We start from the raw sequence: 20057 nt of genomic DNA on the forward strand, positions 1-20057 counted from the left end.
GTATCGGCATTTATCTTGAAAGAAAAGAGTTGCTATTAGTTCGGTTGTCTCAAAGGCGACCTGAACTTTTGTATATCGTGCAATCAGTGGCTGAGAAAAGCCAGGGAGTATAAAAAGCAGGTATCATGTTAACGCCCACTGTTCTGTTAATTCTCGTCTAGATGGGGCGTTAAAGAATCTCGCCTAGATCGACGAAGCGGACCGCTGTTATTTTTATAATTTGCTGTAATGGAAACTATGATGATCCCAAATAATGACTTTCTCGCACTGACATTAAATAACCCAGAAACGCTCGCCCCTTTTCAACTGGAATTTAATGGTGGTCAAGGCTTTGTAGAAGAGACTGGGATACTAAGATTAGAACCACAGCAAGCAACAGACATTAATCTAGTGCTGTCAGTGGGAATTCATGGCAATGAAACGGGCCCTATTGAGTTAGTCAATCAGCTACTCAAAGCCATTTTAGAAGGCCGTTTTGCATTAACCGTGCGCCTTTTGGTGATTATTGGGAATCCAATTGCAGCAAATCGGGCAGAGCGCTTTTGTGACGTAAACTTGAATCGCTTATTTAGCGGAGCATGGCGTCATTATGAAGGTTTAGAAGTACCTAGAGCACAATCTTTAGAGCAAGCCGTGACGCGTTTCTTTGCCGGCAGCGCAACCGGTTCGGTACGTTTACATTACGACCTGCACACGGCGATTCGAGGCTCAGAGTACGAAAAATTTGTCGTGCATCCGTTTATTGGAGATGCCCCCTATGATTTACAGCAACTGGGCTTGTTAGCCGCTTCAGGCATTGATGCTGTGTTGTTATCACAGCAGCCCACCACAACCTTTTCTTATTATTCATCCGCTGAACATGGCGCTCATGCTTTTACTGTAGAACTGGGTAAGGTTTACCCTTTTGGGGAAAATGATTTGTCTCGATTTGAGGCGATTAGACAGACCTTAATAACCCTGATTAGTGATGCCAGCTTTCCAAAATTGGAGCGGGACGCAATAGATTCTAAGCTTAAATTTTTTGCGGTGCAGGATGCCTTAGTAAAAGACCACGAAGATTATCAGTTAACAATTTCTGAGGATGTAAAAAACTTTACAGGATTTGAGAAGGGCTACGAGTTAGCGCACTCTTCACAGAGTCAATACCTTATCAAAGCCAGCGGAGATGCGATCATTTTTCCGAACGCTAATGTACCGATAGGGCAGCGTGCAGGGCTGGTCGTTCGGCCAATGAGATTAGCGGATTTAGCGCTTAGATAAAGCTGGTCTGTCAGCCCTTAATGGGCTGGCTGGTTAGCCAGAGTTTTTTCCTAAGTTAGAGAATATGAGCTTGAAATTTAGAGGGTAATTTTATATTGTTACGTTATAACATTTATTGAGAGAGTGGTTTAACGATAATGAATAAGTTGTTAGTTGCCCTAGGTACGTCTGTTTTGTCGCCTGTTTTGTTGGCTAAGCCAATCATTGTTACCAGTATTAAGCCTGTATCTATGGTAGTAGCCGCCGTTGCAGGCGATCACGCTAAGATTGAGCAAATAGTTTCTAGTACGGCTTCACCTCATGATTTTGCTTTGCGTCCTTCGGATCTTGCTAAAATTAGTCAAGCTGACACGGTTGTTTGGGTTGGTGAATCGCTCGAGCGCTTTTTAGAAAAACCACTAGAGAATGCAGGTAAAGAAGACTCGGCAATTGAATGGCTCGCGTTAACAGGCATGACGCTGCAAAATTTTGATGAAGGTCATCACGATGACCATGCAGATCATGACGAACATCACGATGACCATGCAGATCATGACGAACATCACGATGAGCATGCAGATCATGACGAACATCACGATGACCATGCAGATCATGACGAACACCACGATGACCATGCAGATCATGACGAACATCACGATGACCATGCAGATCATGACGAACATCACGATGACCATGCAGATCATAACGAACAGGCTTCCGGCCATGAAGGGCATCACCACGAAGGGGTGAACCCACATGTTTGGCTGTATCCAGAGAACGCCAAAGTATTAGCAGAAGCGGTTGCCAAGCGTTTATCAAAGATAGACCCTGAAAATGCAGCAAGCTACCAAGCTAACTTGGCCGATTTCGAAAAAGGATTGGCGCTAAAAGATGCTGAATTGAAAGCGTCACTAGCGACAGTAAAAGACGTCCCTTATATCGTTTTCCACGATGGTTATGGTTATTTTGAGGATCACTATGGTTTGGATCATGTTGGCGAGGTGACTGTTAGCCCAGAACGTAAGCCGGGTGCGAAGAAGATCGCCGAGATTCGCGAAATGATTAACCATAACAAAGTGCAATGTGTCTTCAGCGAACCACAGTTTAGCCCAGCAATTGTGAGAACCTTGCTTGATGGTACGGATGTGAATTCAGTGCCTTTGGACCCATTAGGAACAGACATTGCAATGAATCGCGGCGCCTATTTGGCTTTCTTGTCTGAAATTGGTGGCCAATTTATGAGCTGTTTACGCTAGATAATTCATTGTTTGATATATCGCCGCTGCGGAGTGAGTAGGAAAATTCGCTCCGTAGTAGGCGACTTGCTATGTCCTCTGTATAATCATTCAACTAAATTATCCAGGGATGTCTTATGAACGATTCGTCTACCACTAATTTATCTTCTCTTGATGCCCCTTTAGATACAAACAATGTTGCTGTTGACGCAATGATTGAGAGTGCCCGTAATACTTTATCTATACAAGCAAAAGCACTCGCCAGCTTAGCCAATCAAGTGACGGCTGAGTTTCCAAAAGCCGTTCGTATGATTCTGTCGAGCGAAGGCCGAACGATTATTTGTGGCATGGGGAAATCTGGATTAATCGGCAAAAAAATTGCCGCGACGCTTGCTTCCACTGGCACACCGAGTTTTTTTCTTCATCCTGGCGAAGCCTTTCACGGCGATCTAGGTATGATTCAGCCTCAAGATATTCTTATCTTAATTAGCTATTCAGGCGAAACTGAAGAGCTGATGCGCTTATTACCGTCACTGAAAAGCTTTGGCAACCCAAGTATCGCTATCGTTGGTAACATGAACTCCTCATTGGCGAAGCACTGTGACTGTGCTTTGGATATTTCCATTGATCGGGAAGTTTGTCCGAATAATTTAGCGCCAACCACATCGACTACCATGACCACTGCTATGGGCGATGCATTGGCGGTAGCCTTGATGGAGTGTCGACATTTTCAACCGCAAGACTTTGCGCGCTTCCATCCTGGTGGTAGTTTAGGGCGCAAATTACTTACCCGCGTTAAAGACCTAATGCACAGTAAAAACTTGCCTGTTTGTACGCCTGATACCTCATTAAAAGAAGCCATCACTGTGATGACTCAAGGGCGTATGGGGGTGGTCTTGATTCAAGAGCAAGATCAATTACAGGGTATTTTTACCGATGGTGATTTACGACGCGCTATGCTCAAAGACAGCGTTGGCATGATAGATAAGACAATGTCGGAATTGATGACGCCAAATCCAAAAACCATTAATGAGAATGTCATGATAGTGGAGGCTGAAGAGCAAATGCTACGTGATAAAATTACCTTGTTGGTGGTGACCAATGACGACGATAAATTAGCCGGTATTTTAGAAATTTACGATCGATAAGCGAATGGCTTAGTTAGTGCGCCTCAAAATCCAGGCGTGAATAATCTACATATTTAACTGGAGTGACGAATGTCTCACGGTAACAAAATTATTAAAATTGGCGATCATATTGAGGTCGCTAACCACCTTCCTTTCGTGCTTTTTAGTGGCGTCAATGTCTTGGAATCTCGCGACCTAGCGATGAAGGTGGCAGAAGAACACGTGAAAGTAACGCAAGAATTAGATATTCCTTATGTGTTCAAAGGCTCTTTTGATAAAGCCAACCGTTCTTCTATTAATTCATTCCGTGGACCTGGCATGGAAGAAGGTCTGAAAATTCTACAAGAAATTAAAGACACGTTCGGTGTGCCTGTCATTACTGATGTTCACGAAGAATACCAGTGTGCGCCTGTTGCCGAAGTAGCGGATGTGATCCAGCTGCCAGCGTTCCTTTCTCGTCAAACGGACCTTGTAGTGGCCATGGCACAAACCGGTGCTGTGATTAACATCAAAAAAGCGCAATTCTTAGCGCCCCATGAAATGAAACACATTTTGACCAAGTGCGAAGAAGCCGGCAACAGCAACCTAATGTTGTGTGAGCGTGGCACCATGATGGGTTACAACAACCTAGTGGTAGACATGCTGGGCTTCGGCGAAATGAAGAAATTTGAATACCCAGTGATGTTTGATGTGACGCACTCTTTACAACGTCCTGGCGGGCGTGCTGATTCGGCAGACGGTCGTCGAGCGCAAGTGACTGAGTTAGCCCGTGCAGGTATGTCTTTGGGCTTGTCTAGCTTATTCTTAGAAACTCACCCAGATCCAAATAATGCAAAATGCGATGGCCCTTGTGCTTTACCTTTGGGCAAGCTGGCGCCATTTTTGAAACAGATGAAGCAGCTTGATGAGCTGGTGAAAACCTTCGAAACATTAGACACGAGCGCCTAGTTCATGGATGTGGATTTTCTCGCCTCTTATCCCTCGCTAATGGCTGCCGACGCGCTTAAAAGCAAGCTGGCTGAACTGCAGCTGGTGGTGTTTGATGTAGATGGTGTATTAACCGATAGCGGCTTACTTTATTCTGCCAGTGGTGAAGAAGTGAAGCGCTTTAACGTCAAGGATGGGGTAGCGATGAAGCTGCTGCCCAAATGGGGCGTAACCGTGGCGGTAATTACCGCTAAAGACTCTGCGCCATTGCGTCGTCGTATGGAAGACTTAGGCGTTAAACACTTTTACCCAGGGTGCCATGATAAAGCGGCGGCGTTTGATGAGCTGGTGGATAAACTGGCAGTAAACCCTTTACACAGCGCCTATGTAGGGGACGATGTTATCGATTTGCAAGTGATGCCCAAAGTAGGGGTGTCTTTTTGCCCGAGCGACGCTCATATTTTAGTACAGCGCCACTGCCATTTTGTCTTGAATCAAGCTGCAGGACAGGGCGTTGCACGGGAAGTTGCTGATGTGATTTTAGCCTCACGTATGACATTAGAAGACGCTTATGCGTTGGCTCAAAAACCGGAGTTTGAGAAAAAATGAGTGTATCCCTTCCTGATTTTCATATCGTTATTCCTGCGCGCTATGCCTCGCAACGTTTTCCGCAAAAGTTGATGGCGGACCTAGGTGGCAAGCCTGTTTTACAGTGGGTATACGAGCTTGCACTTAACGCCGGGGCTAAATCGGTCACTATTGCGACCGATCATCAGGTAATAGAAAGCGCTGCCAAAGACTTTGGTGCATCTGTGGTGATGACTCGTGATGACCATGAAAATGGCACCGAGCGATTAGCAGAGGTCGCGTCTATCATGGGCTGGCAACAGGATGAGATCATCGTCAATGTACAAGGCGATGAACCCTTGTTACCGGTTGCGCTAATTCATGCCACCGTCAAAGCGTTGGCTGAAGATACGGAATCTGAGATGGCAACCATAGCGTGTGGCATTGATAACACAGACGAACTATTTAACCCGAATGTGGTTAAAGTGGTGTGTGATGGAAAACAGCGAGCGCTGTATTTTAGTCGTGCCCCTATGCCATGGGATCGTAATGGTTTTATGACTCAAGCTGAGCATCAGCCGTTGCCTACGGACTTTCCGGCACTGCGTCATATTGGTCTTTATGTTTACCGTGCTAGCTTGTTAGCTAAGTACGCAAGCTTGCCGATGTCGCCATTAGAGCAATGGGAAAAGCTAGAGCAGCTGCGCTTCTTGCATCAAGGTATTAAGGTTCAAGTGGCTAAAGCTGATGGCTTACCACCTCATGGGGTTGATACAGAAGAGGATCTGGAGGCATTACGCCGCCTAGTATTATAGAAGCGAGAGCGTCTTTGATATCTAGCTAAAGCCGTTTAATGTTGCATTACATTAAGCGGCTTTTTTATGCCAACAGGAAGCGTAGTCGGAAGGAGGGGATTAAGCTCAGCGCTATTACTGTCAAATAATCGTCAGTTGATGTTCATTGTTTCTTCTATATTATGGGTTTGTGTGGTGGGATTTTGCACATTTTCTTATTGGAAGGCTTGGTGACACTATGAAGATACCTTTAACTTTGTCTGCGCTGTGTTTGTTGAGTGGTTATACCATGGCTGCAATGCCAGTGTATTTGCCAGTTGGTTCAAGTTACACATTAGGAGGCGTGGTAAACCCCCGAGCTTTATCGACCTCGTTGGCTAATCCTGCGGCACCTTATGCGATGGCGAGTACGTCGGCGGGAAAGTCTTGGCGTGCAGGGTTTTTGGGGCCTGTGGGAGTGGCTTATGAAGTGGGTAAGGTGGATGACTTTACTGATCGGGTAGACGACCTTGAAGACATCTTGGGGAAAACGGATTATGCCTCAATAGCGGAAGCCAACGCTGCGCTGGACGATGCCAACTCGATTCTTAATGATTTATCTGAAAGTGCTTATGTGAAATTGTCTGGCAGTACGCAAGTGCCATTTATGCCGATTATTTATAAAACCCGAACACGGGGCGCATTTATGTTGGACGCCAGTGCGTCTTTTGTCGGTAAAGCGAATATTTTATCGGATGACATTAGTGTCACGGGCTCAGGTTCAAATTATCAGCTCGATTCAAACAGCTCTCTTTATCTTGCATCAGCAACGGATGTACGAGTGGGGTTAGGTTATAGCCAAATGCTGGCAAGAACCCCAGTTGGTGAATTGATTGGTGGGGTTAAGGCCAATTTTCATCGGATCTCGTTAGGTCGATCTTTAGCTGTGTTGAGTGATGAAAGCGATGATACGGAAGAAGTTTTTATCGACTCTATAAGTGATGACAAAAAAGCCTCTTCTGGTGTAGGAATAGACCTTGGGGCGATTTGGGTGAGTCACCAGTATCAGCTTGGAGTGACGCTGGCAAATATTAATCAGCCGACTTTTGAATTTGATGATCTTGGGGATTGTTCTGGATTATCAGGCTCTTCTTTAGCCAGTTGTGACGCCGCCAATGAGTTAGCAAGCGACGGTAAATTGTCTTTGTCTGAACGTTATAAAATGGAAGCCCAGACGACAGTAGATGGTGCGATTACGTCTCGTAACCGACAGTGGATTTTAGCGGCGTCGTACGATGTAAATGCGGTTAAAGATCCTGTCGGTGATGACTATCAGTGGGGTGTTGTCTCGCTTGCTTACTTTAGTGATTCGGTATTAGCTCCGGGAGTGAGAGTAGGTTACCGAGAGAATTTTGCCGGCAGTAAGCTCAGTTATGTGACGGCTGGCTTAACGTTTTTTCGACGCTTAAATGTGGATCTTGCTTACGGCTTAGAGAAAATTGAAGGTGACAGTGTGCTGCCAAGAAGTATGGCTTTGTCTGTGGGCTATGATATGGCGTTTTAATCGCGGTGAAATGCGTCAGTAAGTAGAGAAGCCAATATGACGAGGTCGTATTGGCTTGGTGTGCTTTTGGCTAATGGCAAGTGTGATTAGTCTAGTTGGATAAAAGTCGATGGTGTTAGTATCGAATCCAGTGGCACATCCCAGCTTTCGATCGGCAGTTTAGCCACTTCTTGGCAATCATGGGCCAGTCCAATTAGGATAGGGGGATGATTGGCTTGTTTGTTCTCGAAAGTACGATCATAAAAACCGCCGCCCATGCCTAGGCGTCCACCTTCGGTATCAAAGCCGACGAGGGGTAAAAAGGCCGCATCCAGTTCCTGTCCATCGATGATCTCTGCGGCAATAGGCTCTTTAATACCAAAGCGATTTTCAAGCCATTTGGAGTCTGCTGTATAGCGGGCAAATTTAAGTGCCTTATCATCGAGAATAGGAAGATAAACCGCTATGTTTTGTTGCCACAAGTGCTGACAAAGAGCGTCTGCTGAAATTTCTCCATCATTACTTAAGTAAAGAGCAATGCGAGATTGTTGAGTCAGCTTAGAGGCTAATGGACTTGCAATGAATTGGGTGAGTAATTGTTCTGCGGCAAGACTTTGTTGGTGAGCAGATAGGTGTCGTCTTGCTTGACGAAGTTGACGTCTGAGTATTTCTCTAGAACTGGATGGAGAAGGCATAAAAAGAGTTTCCCAAGTTGCCGTTTCGACTATTGGCCTTGAACCCAGTGGTTCAAGGTGGAGGGATCTGAAGCTCTTTAGGCTTTCCGACGCACGGACATGCACACCAAACTCACAGTCTCCTTCCGGGGTATTACTCATAGGCTCAAGGGCGTTAAGCCGCTTCGTACAACCCAGGAAACAAGCGCAGTATAGAGTAACTTCTTTAAGAAATCACCCTCACTCCCCTGATGTTTTCTGGGTTGTATGAAGAAAATTCGTGTTGCGAGCCTAGATTAACAAAAAACAGGTTAAAGAATAAACCGCTTAGGTTATTGTTTAACCTGCTTTTGTTTGATGCGTTAATGCCGCATCCAGCTGTGAGGTCAGTTCTCGCAGCTGTTGCTCGTTGGCACGGGCGTATTTTTGCCCAGAAAGCATATCGTGAGTAATATTCAACGCCGCTAATACGGCAATTTTCTCAAGGCCAATAATTTTGCCACCGGCTTTGATTTCCCGCATTTGCTTGTTGAGGTATTCGGCAGCTTCTTTCAAATCCGCCTCGTGCCCTTTAGGGCAATTTATCTTAAATGTCTGTCCCAGTATGTTGACTGAAACGGTTGGCTTATCCATATAGACTCCAGTTGATAGCAAGGCCCACAAAAAAATGGTCTGTTTTTCCATCATTAGGTAGCGAATGGCATTTTATGCTGCGGGTAAATTCGTTACAATTCCGGATTAACTTTATCCACACTGTTTATAGCAAATTGACGCCAATATGGAAATCAACCCGATACTTTCTAAGATAAAAGACCTGTCTGAACGCGCTTTAACCCTTCGGGGGTATCTTTGACTATGAGTCAAAGAAAGAACGCTTAGAAGAGGTAAACCGAGAACTTGAAGATCCTGAAGTCTGGAATGACCCAGAATATGCTCAAAAACTAGGTAAAGAACGCTCAGCTTTAGAAGCCGTCGTCGATACACTAGAGAGCATGGAAAGCGGCTTGGAAGATGCCAAAGAGCTATTGGAGCTTGCCGTAGAAGAAGACGATGAAGACTCCGTAGAAGCGGTGAAGCTGGAATTAGCAGATCTTGAAGAACTGTTGGCCAAGCTTGAGTTTCGTCGTATGTTTTCCAAGGAAATGGATGAAAGCAGCGCTTTCCTTGATATTCAATCTGGCTCTGGTGGTACCGAAGCTCAAGATTGGGCCAATATCCTATTGCGTATGTACTTACGCTGGGGTGAAGACAAGGGCTTTAAAGTCGAGTTGATGGAAGTGTCTGCCGGTGATGTAGCAGGTATTAAATCGGCAACGATTCGCTTTGAGGGCGAATACGCCTTTGGCTGGTTACGCACCGAAACCGGTGTACACCGCTTGGTTCGTAAATCGCCGTTTGACTCAGGTAACCGCCGCCATACCTCTTTTGCTTCTGTATTTGTGTCACCTGAAGTAGACGACAATGTCGACATTGAGATCAATCCAGCAGATCTGCGTACGGATACCTACCGTTCATCCGGTGCCGGTGGTCAGCACGTAAACACCACAGATTCTGCGGTACGTATTACCCATGTGCCAACAGGCATAGTGGTGCAATGTCAGAACCAGCGCTCGCAGCACGCTAACCGTGACTTTGCGATGAAGCAACTGCGTGCCAAATTGTACGAGTTTGAAATGTTAAAACGTACCGAAGCGGCGCAAGCGGTGGAAGACAGTAAATCCGATATTGGTTGGGGCAGCCAGATACGCTCCTACGTTCTAGATGCGTCACGTATTAAAGACTTACGTACCGGTGTGGAATCATCGAACACGGGCGCGGTGTTGGATGGCAATCTAGACCAATTTATCGTCGCAAGCTTAAAACAAGGCCTGTAAAGCGCCAGAACCCATATTAAAGAGTAGATAGCAAATCATGGCTAACGAAGAAAACAGCATAGAATCCACAGCACAAACCGAAGACAACCGTTTAGTGGCAGAACGTCGTGGTAAATTAGCGGCGATCCGTGAGCAGCGTAACGCGTTTCCTAATGCATTCCGTCGTGACGCTTACGCCGCTGATCTGCAAGAAGAATTTGGCGAGATTGAAAAGCCAGCATTGGAAGAAAAAAACCACGTTGTTAGTATCGCTGGCCGTATCGTGCGTAACCGTGGTGCTTTTATGTTGCTACAAGACATGTCTGGTCAGATCCAAGCTTATATCAACCGTAAAGTGTTGAGCCCTGAGTTGCTTGCTGAGCAAAAAACTTGGGACCTAGGCGACATCATTGGGATCACAGGTCCAGTACACAAGTCTGGTAAAGGCGACTTGTACATCGACATGCACGAAGCGCAATTGTTGACTAAATCCCTTCGTCCATTGCCTGATAAGCACCATGGTTTGTCTGACATGGAAATGCGTTACCGTCAGCGTTATGTTGACCTAATCGTAAACGAAGAGTCTCGTGATACGTTCCAAATGCGTTCTAAAATCATTTCTACGATTCGCCGCTTCCTAGAAGACCGTCGTTTCATGGAAGTAGAAACGCCAATGCTACAAACCATCCCTGGTGGCGCGACGGCACGACCTTTTGTAACGCATCACAATGCCATGGACATGAGTATGTACCTGCGTATCGCTCCAGAGCTTTACTTGAAGCGTTTGGTTGTAGGTGGTTTTGAGCGTGTCTTCGAGATCAACCGTAACTTCCGTAACGAAGGTACTTCGACTCGCCATAACCCAGAATTCACCATGATCGAATTCTACCAAGCGTACGCAGACTACAAAGATCTTATGGATCTAACTGAAGACATGTTGCGCACTGTGGCCGAAAAAGTGTTGAACACCACGAAAGTGACCTACCAAGGGTCTGAATACGACTTCGGCGCGCCGTTTGTTCGTATGACCATGCTTGAGTCTATCTTGCACTACAACCCAAGTTTGAGTGCAGACGACCTAAGTACTTTGGAAAAAGCGACTGAAGTGGCTAAATCTCTGAAAATCGATGTGAAACCGATTTGGGGTCTTGGCAAGCTATGGACAGAAATCTTTGAAGAAACCGCTGAGCACAAATTAGATCAGCCGACTTTCATCACAGAATACCCAGCGGAAGTATCGCCACTTGCACGTCGTAACGACGACAATGACTTCATCACAGACCGTTTTGAATTCTTCGTGGGTGGCCGTGAAATCGCCAATGGCTTCTCCGAGCTTAACGACCCTGAAGACCAAGCTGAGCGCTTCAAGCGTCAAGTTGCAGAGAAAGACGCGGGTGATGATGAAGCCATGCATTACGATGCAGACTACATCAACGCCCTAGAATACGGCCTACCACCAACCGCTGGTGAAGGTATTGGTATCGACCGTTTAGTGATGTTGTTCACCGATGCACCGTCTATCCGTGATGTATTGTTGTTCCCTCATATGAAGCCTCAGGACTGATCCTAGGCCGGACAGTGACTGACAATTTGTAATCTATCTATAAGGCCTCAATTGAGGCCTTATTTTATGGGTACCTAGCAACAAGCAAAAAGGGGTCAGACCCCTTTAGCAAGCCTTTTAGAAAAGTAACGGAGCATTCCATGAGTCGTTTTTGGACAGATAAAATAGCTTCTCTTGACCCTTATGTGCCAGGTGAGCAACCGCAAGACAAAAAGTACATCAAGCTAAATACCAACGAAAGCCCTTACGCCCCATCCCCTAAAGCCTTAGCAGCCATGCAAGAGCAAGTAAGTGAGCGTTTACGTCTTTATCCTGATCCAAACTGTGTGACACTAAAAACAGCATTGGCTAAAAGCTACCAACTAAACACAGATCAAGTGTTTGTGGGTAATGGTTCCGATGAAGTATTGGCCTTGGCATTCATGGGCTACTTTGCCGGTGGCAAGCCATTGGCGTTCGCCGACATCACCTACAGTTTCTATAAAGTGTACGCCGGCTTATACGGCATCGAACCTAAACTGATTCCATTAGACGATGATTTCAATATTGTACCGACGGATTACGAGAACCTAGATGTATCCGGTGTTGTTGTAACCAACCCGAATGCGCCTACAGGTAAAGCCTTGCCGCTATCGGACATTGAATCCATTTTAAATGCTAACCCAGATGTGGTGGTGCTGGTGGACGAAGCCTACGTCGACTTTGGCGCACAAAGTGCTGCCGCTTTGGTCAATCAATACCCGAACCTATTAGTGGTACAGACGTTATCGAAATCCCGTGCCTTGGCCGGAATTCGAGTCGGCTATGCATTGGGTCACCCCGACTTGATCGAAGGGCTAGAGCGCTTGAAGAACTCCTTCAACTCCTACCCAATCGACCGTATTGCCTTGGCAGGCGCAACCGCAGCGGTAGCAGACGAAACCTACCTAAAAGAAATCTGCGATAAAACCATCGCCACTCGCGAGCAGTCCGTGAAAGACCTAGAAGCATTGGGATTCAGCATCATTCCATCAGCAACGAATTTTGTCTTCGCAACACACCCAGAGAAAAATGCTGAAACCATCTACCAGGCGCTAAAAGAACAAGGCATCCTAGTGCGCTTCTTTGGTAGCAACAAACCACGCATCGGCAACTATCTACGTATCACCATAGGCACAGACGCTGAAATGGCCGCCTTAACCACAGCATTGAAAGCCCTGCTTTCCTAAGCGCTTGAGCTGTGAACAAAGACAAACCGCTGACCTCAGCGGTTTTTTTGTTTACGGCTTCCATCAACCGCCCGGCCGATTCAAGGCTCAAACCGCTTTTGTCCTACTAGTCTCTTGTAGCCAGAAACAGTAACCAAGACAGGCATAGTTAAAAGCCAGTAACTACGGTACTTCCAGCTCTTTTCGGTTTATTCCCCGTATCTCTTCTATACTTAATCTTTGTTTTCTCAAGGAAGAGGAACGGTATTATGCCAATGCCTAGAAGTCAGCAAGTATGCTTAGACGATACTCCCTATTATCATTGTGTGGCTCGATGTGTGCGTCGTGCTTTTTTATGCGGTGAGGATTCATCCACTGGAATCAGTTATGAGCATCGACGAAGTTGGGTGGAGCATCGTTTGCTGTTCCTTGCCAGTATCTTTTCTATCGATGTGTGTGCTTATGCAGTGATGAGTAATCATCTTCATCTGGTGCTTCAGATTGATTCAGAGAGAGTGAAAAATTGGTCTGTCGTTGAGGTGTTGGAACGTTGGCATAAGCTCCATAAAGGCACAACTTTTACTCAACAATACCTCCTTGGGGGCGCACTGCCTGCGTATGTGATTGCGCTAGCGGAAGCCGCTGCAGAAACCTATCGTGAACGTTTAATGGACTTAAGCTGGTTTATGAAAGAGCTTAATGAGCCCATAGCCCGTAGAGCCAATTTAGAAGACGAATGCACTGGGCATTTTTGGGAAGGACGTTTTAAGTCCCAAGCTTTATTAGATGAAGCGGCGCTTATCGCTTGTATGGCCTATGTGGATTTAAATCCAGTCAGGTCGGGTATCAGTGACACTCCAGAAAGCTCCGACTTCACCAGCATTAAGAAGCGAGTAGCAGCATTCAAAGAAAACAGCCAACCTAAAATTCTGTATCCTTTTGTCGGTAATCCAAGGCAAGACATGCCCAACGGACTGCCTTTTCCGCTCGTGGATTATTTAGAGCTGGTCGACCTGACAGGGCGCATCGTAAGAGAAAGTAAGAAAGGCTCGATTGATGCTTCTTTGCTCCCTATCTTACAGCGACTGAATATATCTTCTGAAAACTGGCTGTGTATTGCCACTGAATTTGAAGCGAGAACAGGTCGAGTCGTCGGCCAAGAGTTATCTATTGATCAGTACTGTGAATCCCACCAACGAAAGCGGCATCGTAAAAGTACTCAGCTGCTCATTTAAGTAAAGTCGTCAATTAGACTGACATTTATCAGCTTCTGGCTGAGTCGTCTCTATGGTCAAAAACACCCAAACAGCCTCTTTATTGGGGAGTGTTGAGTCATCTGGTTCCAAATCTCTCATTTCATAATTGATACCTTTCTTACGTTACTCATGGGTTAGTAGCAATCAATCTAGATTTTTATTTTATAATTTTGGGTGTTTGTTTTTATTGGGTTTTATATGTGCCTGGCTGGTTTTGATATTTTATAATTTTGGGTGTTTGTTTTTATTGGGTTTTATATGTGCCTGGCTGGTTTTGATAGAGAGAGCATGCCTGTCTAATAGAGAGGGCATTGATAAATTAGTTGTTTAATAAATTCGCGGGGGAGTATTGGTCTGTTAAGACTTTCGTGTTTTCAGGCCAGTCATGGTTGTCTTTTGTGGTGTTGATAAGCTGTCGAATGTCTTTTAGGTCAATGTTATAGCGTGACAAGCGAGGCGCGAGTTGGTTTGCTCTGGTGTCGATATCTGTTGCGCTAGGCATGGTATTTAGGCCGGCTAAGATAATCCGGTTGCTACGATTATGGCGACTCACATTGAGGAAGTCACCAAATACTGAATAGTAAGTGGCGGATTCATGGTCATACAATTTACTGGAAGAAAATGTATTAGCGGCAATGATACCGCCTGGGGCGAGTACGCTGTTCGCTTCTTCAAAAAATTCTTTAGTAAGTAGGTGCTCAGGAATATAGTCACCGTTGAAGGCGTCTAGAATGATCCAATCATATGTTTGTTTCTTTAATGCGGCACGTTTGATAAAGATTCGCCCGTCTTGCACTGTAGAAACGACGCGATCAGTCTCAATGAAGTGAAAGTAATCACGTGCCACCTTGACTACCGCTGGGTCGATTTCGACATTGTTAATGTGAGCGTCTGGGAATAACTGATGGATCACGTTAGACAGTGTGCCACCGCCTAAGCCAATGATAAGTACGTTGCTGGGGTTATCAATAAACAATAAGCTGGCAAAAATCATTTTTGTATAGTTGAAAAAGAGCTTATCTGGGTTGCTTTTGTAGATACAGCTTTGATTGAGTTTGGTGATTCTAGTGTTGAACTGAAGACAGAGCGTATCGCCTTTTTCGTCAACGATTATATTACGGTATAAAGAGCGTTCTTGGTGGATTTCTTTGCTGAATATCAGTGACGAGAAAACGCACATAGCAACAATGAAAAGTGGCTTAAGCATGGATTGGAGCCTCTCTACGTACATTTGACCCTATCATAATGGCAATAAGACCCAGTAGACCTAATGTAATCGCAAAGGTGGTGATAATGCTATTTACATCAAAGGCAAGTACGAAATAAAACGACGTTATTATGGTGCCAAGAGCACTACCTAGCGTACTCACAAAATAAAGGATACCGGCAATTTGGCCGCTTTTATCGCTTTCGGTAACCAGCAGGCGTACCGAGTAGGGGGATATCATGCCTAAGATTACCGTAGGGATGAAAAATAAAGCCATTGAAGCAAGTAGGGAGCCGTAACGGCTATCTTCAATATGAGTAAAGATATACGCCATAATAGGTTGTGAAAACAGCGCAATAGGCGTAACACAGATACAGGCAATTAAAAAGATGAAGCCATATTTGGCGAGAGAAGCATTATGGGTACTAAGCTTACCACCGAGCAAATAACCCAAAGAAAGGCTCAACATAAAGACGGTAATAATGCTGCCCCATATATGGACGCTACTGCCAAAAAAAGGGGCTAAGATGCGACCACCAAGCAGTTCAATTCCCATAATACAAAAGCCACTACAGAAGGCTAAGAAGTAAACTAGTCCATTTTTTGTAAAAGTCATATTAACATCATTATCCAGCTGATTAGGTGATCATCATAGCGTGATCATGATGCCTAGTGTAGTCATTTTGAGTGTATTGCAACTCATTGTTGGCCAATGATTTAGTCGTAAAACTAGAAAAGCTTTTGAGCATTTTTCTGATAAAGCATTATTATTTTACGGACTAGAATTTTATTAGAGATCTCTTATGATTACTTGCCATGAATACGATTACGTTGAGATCGTTTGTTTGTTCCATTATCCGATTAGACTGACTATGGTCACAGGCGAGTTGATAGAAGGGATTGCATTGGATACGGCGCACAATGAAAATCGTACAGAGTGCATTAAGATACAGACGGCTGATGGCGCTCAGTTAGTGGTGCTGTCAGAGGTGACTAAGCTTGCGATCACCATAGACAATCCGCATTTCACGGAAGTGCATTTTCAGTCGTAATCTTAGGACACTCTAATAGGTGTGATACGAATTGACTGCAATGGGATGGCTTTGCCGAACACTTAGTCATATCGTATTTGTCTGTTTTTAATTCAACAAGAGAAATATATGACTTTCATAGCGAATACCCCTAAGCCACCTTATTACGCGGTGATTTTCACTTCGATACGAACCGAAGGGGAAAATGGTTATGGTGATATGGCTATGAAAATGGTCGAACTTGCGCAGCAGCAGCCGGGTTTTTTAGGGGTTGAATCAGCGCGGGAAGAAGTAGGAATAACCGTCTCTTACTGGGCAGATTTAGCGTCTATTAAGCGCTGGAAAGCGAATGCAGAGCATTTGGCTGCGCAGAAGATGGGTCGTGAATCTTGGTATGCGTCGTTTAAAGTGCGCATCTCAAAGGTAGATCGGGATTACGGTTTCTAAGGCATGCTTTCAATCAACCAGTAGTATCCGTAGCCTGCAATAAGCGCCGGAACGGTTGAGTAAATCGTAGCAAGCAATGCCGCTTTAGGAGCCAAGGCGATGGCAGGGAAAAGCGCATCACCGTCGTTGCTAATGGCATTAGCCAGTTGCGCGGAGAGCGGAACCGCTCCTTGTAAATACAAGCTGGTTACCATGATTTGAGGGCCGCACCCAGGCAATAAACCAATAAGAGTAGCGAGCATAATTGAGCCACTTCCCCACTCTTGTAATGAAAGCAGTATGCCATCACCAAAATACATCAATACCAACTCAAAAAGAACAAAGGCAACGACTACCCAGCTGGTAACAAATTGCGTGTCTTGAGCGACTTTTCTGATCCAGTGTTTGGGCAGTGGATTGTCATTTTCTTTAGCGAGCTCTGAGTAGCGGTCAGTTTTTGCGCTTAATGCCCAAAGCAAAAGGCAGGTAAAGCCAGCCACACTACCAAACCATTCAATGGATTGTTTTGGTAGGCGAAACAAAGTATTAACATCATATTGCATGGCGAGAAGCAGAGCTATGCCGCTTGCAGGAAGGATCAAAAGGCACCAAAAGGCAAGACTAAAACGACTCACCCAAAGCTCGAAAGGATTAGGTTCAGGGGGGGCTTCTGCAATGCTTTTCTGTTTTGCTTTGCGCTCTAGCGCTGGGGCAGGCAGCCAGTATTGAGTAATAAAGCCAGAGATAATGCCAATAGTAACGCTAATTGGCAAAACGATGGCTGCGTCTTCTGGGCGTTGGCTAATCAGCAAAAAAGCAGCATCTCCCATGGTGCTAGTGAGAACCGCAACCACTGCTCCAAAGCCGATTTTACCTTGGGTATATTGAGTAATAATAACAATAGCGCCACCACATCCAGGTAGCACTCCCATTAGGCCAGCGAAAAATACCTCACGATAAGGTTTTCGCTGCATCCAGCCTTGCAGTACAGATGAGTTAATATGCTGGCTGAACCCGTAATAAAGAGCCAAGGTAAAAGCAACAAAAGCCGAAACTTGTAAGAAAGCGTCGGATAATACCTGAGTGATCATGGTATGAGTATCAGGTATCAGCCAGAGTATAATTACGGATATAGGAAGCAACATCCGCTTATTGGCAAACGCTGTGTGCACAAAGTAATAATGTTTTGTTAAGACGGCGGCGGTCATAAGGCGGCAAATCTGCTATTTTAGTTGTGATAATGATTATCATAACTAATTGTGTGTGACGTAGAAAGAAATAGATTATGGTGTGGTACAGGGTTTGCTTTTGCCTTTAGTAAATAACTTGATAGTGTAAAGAGCTATGTCATTGACGGCAGAGGGAAGAAAGTTAAAATAGTATATTAAGAGAGTATGAAATATGATCAATATTGGCCTTGTTATAAAGAAGAAGTGAAGCAAATATGCCAGTAAAAATGGAGCATCGTACTTTAGAGGATAAAATTTTACTCACCATTACTGCCACCGCGACCTTGGTGCTATCGCCTTTTCTTATCATGAGCGTAATGGCTGGAGATATAGCTCATATTGCGGTTGACTCTACCGCTGTAGGAGGCTTTTTTGCTGTTTTTCTAGGCGTATGGTTCACCAGTAATGTGCATTTATTTAGTGGCATTTTTGCTCTGTTAGCACAAGTAACGATCCTGATCGGTATTCATATCAAGGGTATGGCGCTAATTTATTGGCTGTTTCCGATCATTATTGCCAGCTTTTACTTATTACCTACGGCTCTAGCCTGTATTTTTAATTTTATATTAATCTCGGTGGGCTGCTTTTTGATCAGCGATCAATTTGATACCTTCACCTTCCCTCGTCTGCTTGCCGCTTTTATTGTCACCAACATATTTGCCTTAATATTCTCGGTCTTTATGCAAAATAAAAATCGACAATTACTGGAAAAAGATAAGACGAATCAACACCATAATACCATTTTGGAATTAATAGCCAGCTCCAGTAACTTGGCCAATATTTTTTCTGCCATTGTGGATGCCATTGAAGATGAATTCCCAAATGTTAGGTGCAGCATTTTATTGGTGGACAAAAGTCGTCAAGGTTTGGAACTTGGCGCTGCACCCAATTTACCAGAGGCTTATCATAGAGCTATAGAAGCGTTAGAGGTTACGCCAAATGCGGGTTACGCTGTTGCTACAGGAACTCGGGTTATTATCGATGACCTTGCCGCTCATTCCGATTGGCCAGAACTGCAAAATGTGGCTAAATCTGCGCAGTTAGTCTCTTGTTGGTCTGAGCCTATTTTAGGTAACCAAGGTAATATATTGGGAAGCTTTGATATCTTTTATCGCAAACGGGTTTCCCCTAAACCCACAGAATTTAAGTTGATTGAACAATTTGTCAACCTGGCTCGTATTGCTATCGAGCGAGACAAAACCGATCGACTTATTTGGCAACAAGCCAATTATGATCATTTAACTGGCTTGCCAAATCGAAACTTACTTCATGAGCATTTGGCCCACGCTGTGCAAGCCGCTAAGCGCGACGAAAAACAACTTGCGATTGCGATGCTAGACCTAGATAAATTTAAGTATGTGAATGATACTTTTGGTCATAATGCAGGTGATAAGGTGCTGATAGAGTGCTCCCAGCGTATTCAAGAAACGGTTCGAGAAACGGACATTGCTGCACGTTTAGGAGGGGATGAGTTTATTATCGTATTATTAGGCACTCAATCGGCAGAAATCGACTCAGTTGCGAATAAGCTGCTAAATGCACTTGCTCAGCCTTATGCTATCCAAGGTGAAAGTGCCTATTGCACAGCGAGTATTGGGATTGCATTTTACCCTAGTGATGCAGCCACCATTGATTCTCTATTAAAATGTGCTGACCAAGCTATGTATCAGGCAAAGCTTGAAGGCCGCAATAGTGCCTACTACTTTGCGGATCAACCTCAGGCACAAGCAACTTAAAACCAAACTCATGAGCGACGTGAGTTTTTAAGTTCGCGTTTTGCTCAGTTATATTGTGCGATTAAGCATCAACTCTTGTTGTTTACTTGAGCAGCGTATTTTTTCCAATGCCGTCATCGGCACAGCATTCATCTTGTAAAAAGCGGATCACAGATTGCAGCTGTTGATATTCTGCAATGCAGAAGAGTGTTCTGCTTTCACGGCGTTGAGAAATTAGCCCCGCCGCCACTAAACTAGAGATATGATGAGATAAGGTAGAGCCAGGAATGTTGAGTTTCTCTTGAAGGCCTCCCACCGCAATACCTTGGAAACCTGCCCGTACGACACTTCTATAAATCGTTAACCTAGTAGGGTGTCCCAGTTCTTTTAGCGCTTTAGCGATAACGTCGATGTCCATCAGATTCTCTCGGGTAAATATTATATTTCCATATTACTAGAAATATATTGACGGTGCTAATTTTAATCTCTATATTTCGATATATC

The 20057-nt window shown here is 44.8% G+C and carries 20 protein-coding genes and 1 other RNA gene; 14 read left to right on the top strand and 7 right to left on the bottom strand.

Annotation, left to right across the window (positions count from 1 at the left end; genetic code table 11):
• Positions 1-237 precede the first annotated feature (237 nt).
• From astE to traF, 7 genes are all read left to right on the top strand, one after another.
• Entirely contained in the window at positions 238-1260 is a 1023-nt protein-coding gene (gene astE / locus DFP81_RS11225) for a succinylglutamate desuccinylase (RefSeq protein WP_115897885.1), read from the top strand.
• Positions 1261-1397: 137 nt separating this feature from the next.
• Positions 1398-2495 (top strand): zinc ABC transporter substrate-binding protein ZnuA, encoded by a 1098-nt coding sequence (gene znuA, locus DFP81_RS11230; RefSeq protein ID WP_115897886.1) that lies wholly within the window; start codon positions 1398-1400, stop codon positions 2493-2495.
• A gap of 116 nt (positions 2496-2611) precedes the next feature.
• Positions 2612-3622: a KpsF/GutQ family sugar-phosphate isomerase gene (locus DFP81_RS11235; RefSeq protein ID WP_220342935.1), complete on the top strand. Its 1011-nt coding sequence runs from the start codon at positions 2612-2614 to the stop codon at positions 3620-3622.
• 69 nt (positions 3623-3691) lie between these two features.
• Complete coding sequence (gene kdsA, locus DFP81_RS11240; protein ID WP_115897887.1) at positions 3692-4549, top strand: 3-deoxy-8-phosphooctulonate synthase; 858 nt, start codon at positions 3692-3694, stop codon at positions 4547-4549.
• 3 nt (positions 4550-4552) lie between these two features.
• Positions 4553-5137, top strand: a complete 585-nt coding sequence (locus tag DFP81_RS11245) for a KdsC family phosphatase (RefSeq protein WP_115897888.1) — start codon at positions 4553-4555, stop codon at positions 5135-5137.
• A complete protein-coding gene (gene kdsB / locus DFP81_RS11250) occupies positions 5134-5910 on the top strand; it encodes a 3-deoxy-manno-octulosonate cytidylyltransferase (RefSeq protein WP_115897889.1) in 777 nt (258 codons plus the stop codon). The genes DFP81_RS11245 and kdsB overlap by 4 nt, the downstream gene beginning before the upstream one ends.
• Positions 5911-6127: 217 nt before the next feature.
• The gene (traF, locus tag DFP81_RS11255; protein ID WP_115897890.1) at positions 6128-7432 is read left to right on the top strand and encodes a conjugal transfer protein TraF; all 1305 of its coding nucleotides are present in this window, start codon (positions 6128-6130) and stop codon (positions 7430-7432) included.
• 86 nt (positions 7433-7518) lie between these two features.
• On the opposite strand, the gene DFP81_RS11260 is transcribed toward traF, so the two are convergent.
• The 3 genes from DFP81_RS11260 to DFP81_RS11270 all read right to left on the bottom strand — a co-directional run bounded on the left by DFP81_RS11260 (position 7519) and on the right by DFP81_RS11270 (position 8718).
• A complete protein-coding gene (locus DFP81_RS11260; protein ID WP_115897891.1) occupies positions 7519-8106 on the bottom strand; it encodes a 5-formyltetrahydrofolate cyclo-ligase in 588 nt (195 codons plus the stop codon).
• 5 nt (positions 8107-8111) lie between these two features.
• Positions 8112-8289, bottom strand: a non-coding RNA gene (gene ssrS, locus DFP81_RS11265) — 6S RNA.
• A 135-nt stretch (positions 8290-8424) separates the two neighbouring features.
• Entirely contained in the window at positions 8425-8718 is a 294-nt protein-coding gene (locus DFP81_RS11270) for a cell division protein ZapA (RefSeq protein ID WP_115897892.1), read from the bottom strand.
• Positions 8719-8863: 145 nt separating this feature from the next.
• Between DFP81_RS11270 and prfB the strand changes: the two genes are divergently transcribed.
• The 4 genes from prfB to DFP81_RS11290 all read left to right on the top strand — a co-directional run bounded on the left by prfB (position 8864) and on the right by DFP81_RS11290 (position 13924).
• Positions 8864-9959, top strand: a protein-coding gene (gene prfB / locus DFP81_RS11275) for a peptide chain release factor 2 (protein WP_115897893.1) whose coding sequence is annotated in 2 segments (ribosomal slippage) — positions 8864-8935 and positions 8937-9959 — 1095 coding nt in all. Because the reading frame shifts where the segments join, the coding sequence is not laid out codon by codon here.
• Positions 9960-9996: 37 nt separating this feature from the next.
• Positions 9997-11502, top strand: a complete 1506-nt coding sequence (gene lysS, locus DFP81_RS11280; protein ID WP_115897894.1) for a lysine--tRNA ligase — start codon at positions 9997-9999, stop codon at positions 11500-11502.
• A gap of 140 nt (positions 11503-11642) precedes the next feature.
• The gene (gene hisC, locus DFP81_RS11285; protein WP_115897895.1) at positions 11643-12710 is read left to right on the top strand and encodes a histidinol-phosphate transaminase; all 1068 of its coding nucleotides are present in this window, start codon (positions 11643-11645) and stop codon (positions 12708-12710) included.
• Positions 12711-12958: 248 nt separating this feature from the next.
• Positions 12959-13924, top strand: coding sequence for a transposase (locus DFP81_RS11290; protein ID WP_115897896.1), 966 nt, complete (start codon positions 12959-12961; stop codon positions 13922-13924).
• Between the two features lie 340 nt (positions 13925-14264).
• Here the strand turns inward: DFP81_RS11290 and DFP81_RS11295 are convergent, their stop codons facing one another.
• Positions 14265-15152 carry a spermidine synthase gene (locus DFP81_RS11295; protein WP_115897897.1) on the bottom strand — a complete coding sequence of 296 codons (888 nt, stop codon included), beginning with the start codon at positions 15150-15152 and terminating at the stop codon, positions 14265-14267.
• Positions 15145-15768 carry a fused MFS/spermidine synthase gene (locus DFP81_RS11300; protein ID WP_115897898.1) on the bottom strand — a complete coding sequence of 208 codons (624 nt, stop codon included), beginning with the start codon at positions 15766-15768 and terminating at the stop codon, positions 15145-15147. The genes DFP81_RS11295 and DFP81_RS11300 overlap by 8 nt, the downstream gene beginning before the upstream one ends.
• Before the next feature lie 187 nt (positions 15769-15955).
• On the opposite strand from DFP81_RS11300, the gene DFP81_RS11305 reads away from it, so the two are divergent.
• Both DFP81_RS11305 and DFP81_RS11310 read left to right on the top strand, forming a co-directional pair.
• On the top strand, positions 15956-16204 hold the full coding sequence (locus DFP81_RS11305; RefSeq protein ID WP_115897899.1) for a Rho-binding antiterminator: 249 nt from the start codon (positions 15956-15958) through the stop codon (positions 16202-16204).
• 108 nt (positions 16205-16312) lie between these two features.
• Positions 16313-16630, top strand: coding sequence for an antibiotic biosynthesis monooxygenase family protein (locus tag DFP81_RS11310; protein WP_115897900.1), 318 nt, complete (start codon positions 16313-16315; stop codon positions 16628-16630).
• Here DFP81_RS11310 and DFP81_RS11315 read toward each other — a convergent pair.
• On the bottom strand, positions 16627-17817 hold the full coding sequence (locus DFP81_RS11315; protein WP_115897901.1) for a putative manganese transporter: 1191 nt from the start codon (positions 17815-17817) through the stop codon (positions 16627-16629). The two genes, DFP81_RS11310 and DFP81_RS11315, sit on opposite strands and share 4 nt — an antisense overlap.
• Positions 17818-18053: 236 nt before the next feature.
• On the opposite strand from DFP81_RS11315, the gene DFP81_RS11320 reads away from it, so the two are divergent.
• Positions 18054-19574 carry a sensor domain-containing diguanylate cyclase gene (locus DFP81_RS11320; RefSeq protein ID WP_115897902.1) on the top strand — a complete coding sequence of 507 codons (1521 nt, stop codon included), beginning with the start codon at positions 18054-18056 and terminating at the stop codon, positions 19572-19574.
• Positions 19575-19656: 82 nt separating this feature from the next.
• Here the strand turns inward: DFP81_RS11320 and DFP81_RS11325 are convergent, their stop codons facing one another.
• Positions 19657-19971: an ArsR/SmtB family transcription factor gene (locus DFP81_RS11325; RefSeq protein ID WP_115897903.1), complete on the bottom strand. Its 315-nt coding sequence runs from the start codon at positions 19969-19971 to the stop codon at positions 19657-19659.
• Positions 19972-20057 lie beyond the last annotated feature (86 nt).

This window comes from Marinomonas pollencensis, assembly GCF_003387375.1.
GTDB classification, from domain to species: Bacteria; Pseudomonadota; Gammaproteobacteria; order Pseudomonadales; family Marinomonadaceae; genus Marinomonas; species Marinomonas pollencensis.

What these genes read in the sequence shown, in the direction of transcription:
- astE (WP_115897885.1), top strand. Translation starts at nt 238, where the DNA reads ATGATGATCCCAAATAATGACTTTCTCGCACTGACATTAAATAACCCA.
- znuA (WP_115897886.1), top strand. Translation starts at nt 1,398, where the DNA reads ATGAATAAGTTGTTAGTTGCCCTAGGTACGTCTGTTTTGTCGCCTGTT.
- DFP81_RS11235 (WP_220342935.1), top strand. Translation starts at nt 2,612, where the DNA reads ATGAACGATTCGTCTACCACTAATTTATCTTCTCTTGATGCCCCTTTA.
- kdsA (WP_115897887.1), top strand. Translation starts at nt 3,692, where the DNA reads ATGTCTCACGGTAACAAAATTATTAAAATTGGCGATCATATTGAGGTC.
- DFP81_RS11245 (WP_115897888.1), top strand. Translation starts at nt 4,553, where the DNA reads ATGGATGTGGATTTTCTCGCCTCTTATCCCTCGCTAATGGCTGCCGAC.
- kdsB (WP_115897889.1), top strand. Translation starts at nt 5,134, where the DNA reads ATGAGTGTATCCCTTCCTGATTTTCATATCGTTATTCCTGCGCGCTAT.
- traF (WP_115897890.1), top strand. Translation starts at nt 6,128, where the DNA reads ATGAAGATACCTTTAACTTTGTCTGCGCTGTGTTTGTTGAGTGGTTAT.
- DFP81_RS11260 (WP_115897891.1), bottom strand. Translation starts at nt 8,106, where the DNA reads ATGCCTTCTCCATCCAGTTCTAGAGAAATACTCAGACGTCAACTTCGT.
- DFP81_RS11270 (WP_115897892.1), bottom strand. Translation starts at nt 8,718, where the DNA reads ATGGATAAGCCAACCGTTTCAGTCAACATACTGGGACAGACATTTAAG.
- lysS (WP_115897894.1), top strand. Translation starts at nt 9,997, where the DNA reads ATGGCTAACGAAGAAAACAGCATAGAATCCACAGCACAAACCGAAGAC.
- hisC (WP_115897895.1), top strand. Translation starts at nt 11,643, where the DNA reads ATGAGTCGTTTTTGGACAGATAAAATAGCTTCTCTTGACCCTTATGTG.
- DFP81_RS11290 (WP_115897896.1), top strand. Translation starts at nt 12,959, where the DNA reads ATGCCAATGCCTAGAAGTCAGCAAGTATGCTTAGACGATACTCCCTAT.
- DFP81_RS11295 (WP_115897897.1), bottom strand. Translation starts at nt 15,152, where the DNA reads ATGCTTAAGCCACTTTTCATTGTTGCTATGTGCGTTTTCTCGTCACTG.
- DFP81_RS11300 (WP_115897898.1), bottom strand. Translation starts at nt 15,768, where the DNA reads ATGACTTTTACAAAAAATGGACTAGTTTACTTCTTAGCCTTCTGTAGT.
- DFP81_RS11305 (WP_115897899.1), top strand. Translation starts at nt 15,956, where the DNA reads ATGATTACTTGCCATGAATACGATTACGTTGAGATCGTTTGTTTGTTC.
- DFP81_RS11310 (WP_115897900.1), top strand. Translation starts at nt 16,313, where the DNA reads ATGACTTTCATAGCGAATACCCCTAAGCCACCTTATTACGCGGTGATT.
- DFP81_RS11315 (WP_115897901.1), bottom strand. Translation starts at nt 17,817, where the DNA reads ATGACCGCCGCCGTCTTAACAAAACATTATTACTTTGTGCACACAGCG.
- DFP81_RS11320 (WP_115897902.1), top strand. Translation starts at nt 18,054, where the DNA reads ATGCCAGTAAAAATGGAGCATCGTACTTTAGAGGATAAAATTTTACTC.
- DFP81_RS11325 (WP_115897903.1), bottom strand. Translation starts at nt 19,971, where the DNA reads ATGGACATCGACGTTATCGCTAAAGCGCTAAAAGAACTGGGACACCCT.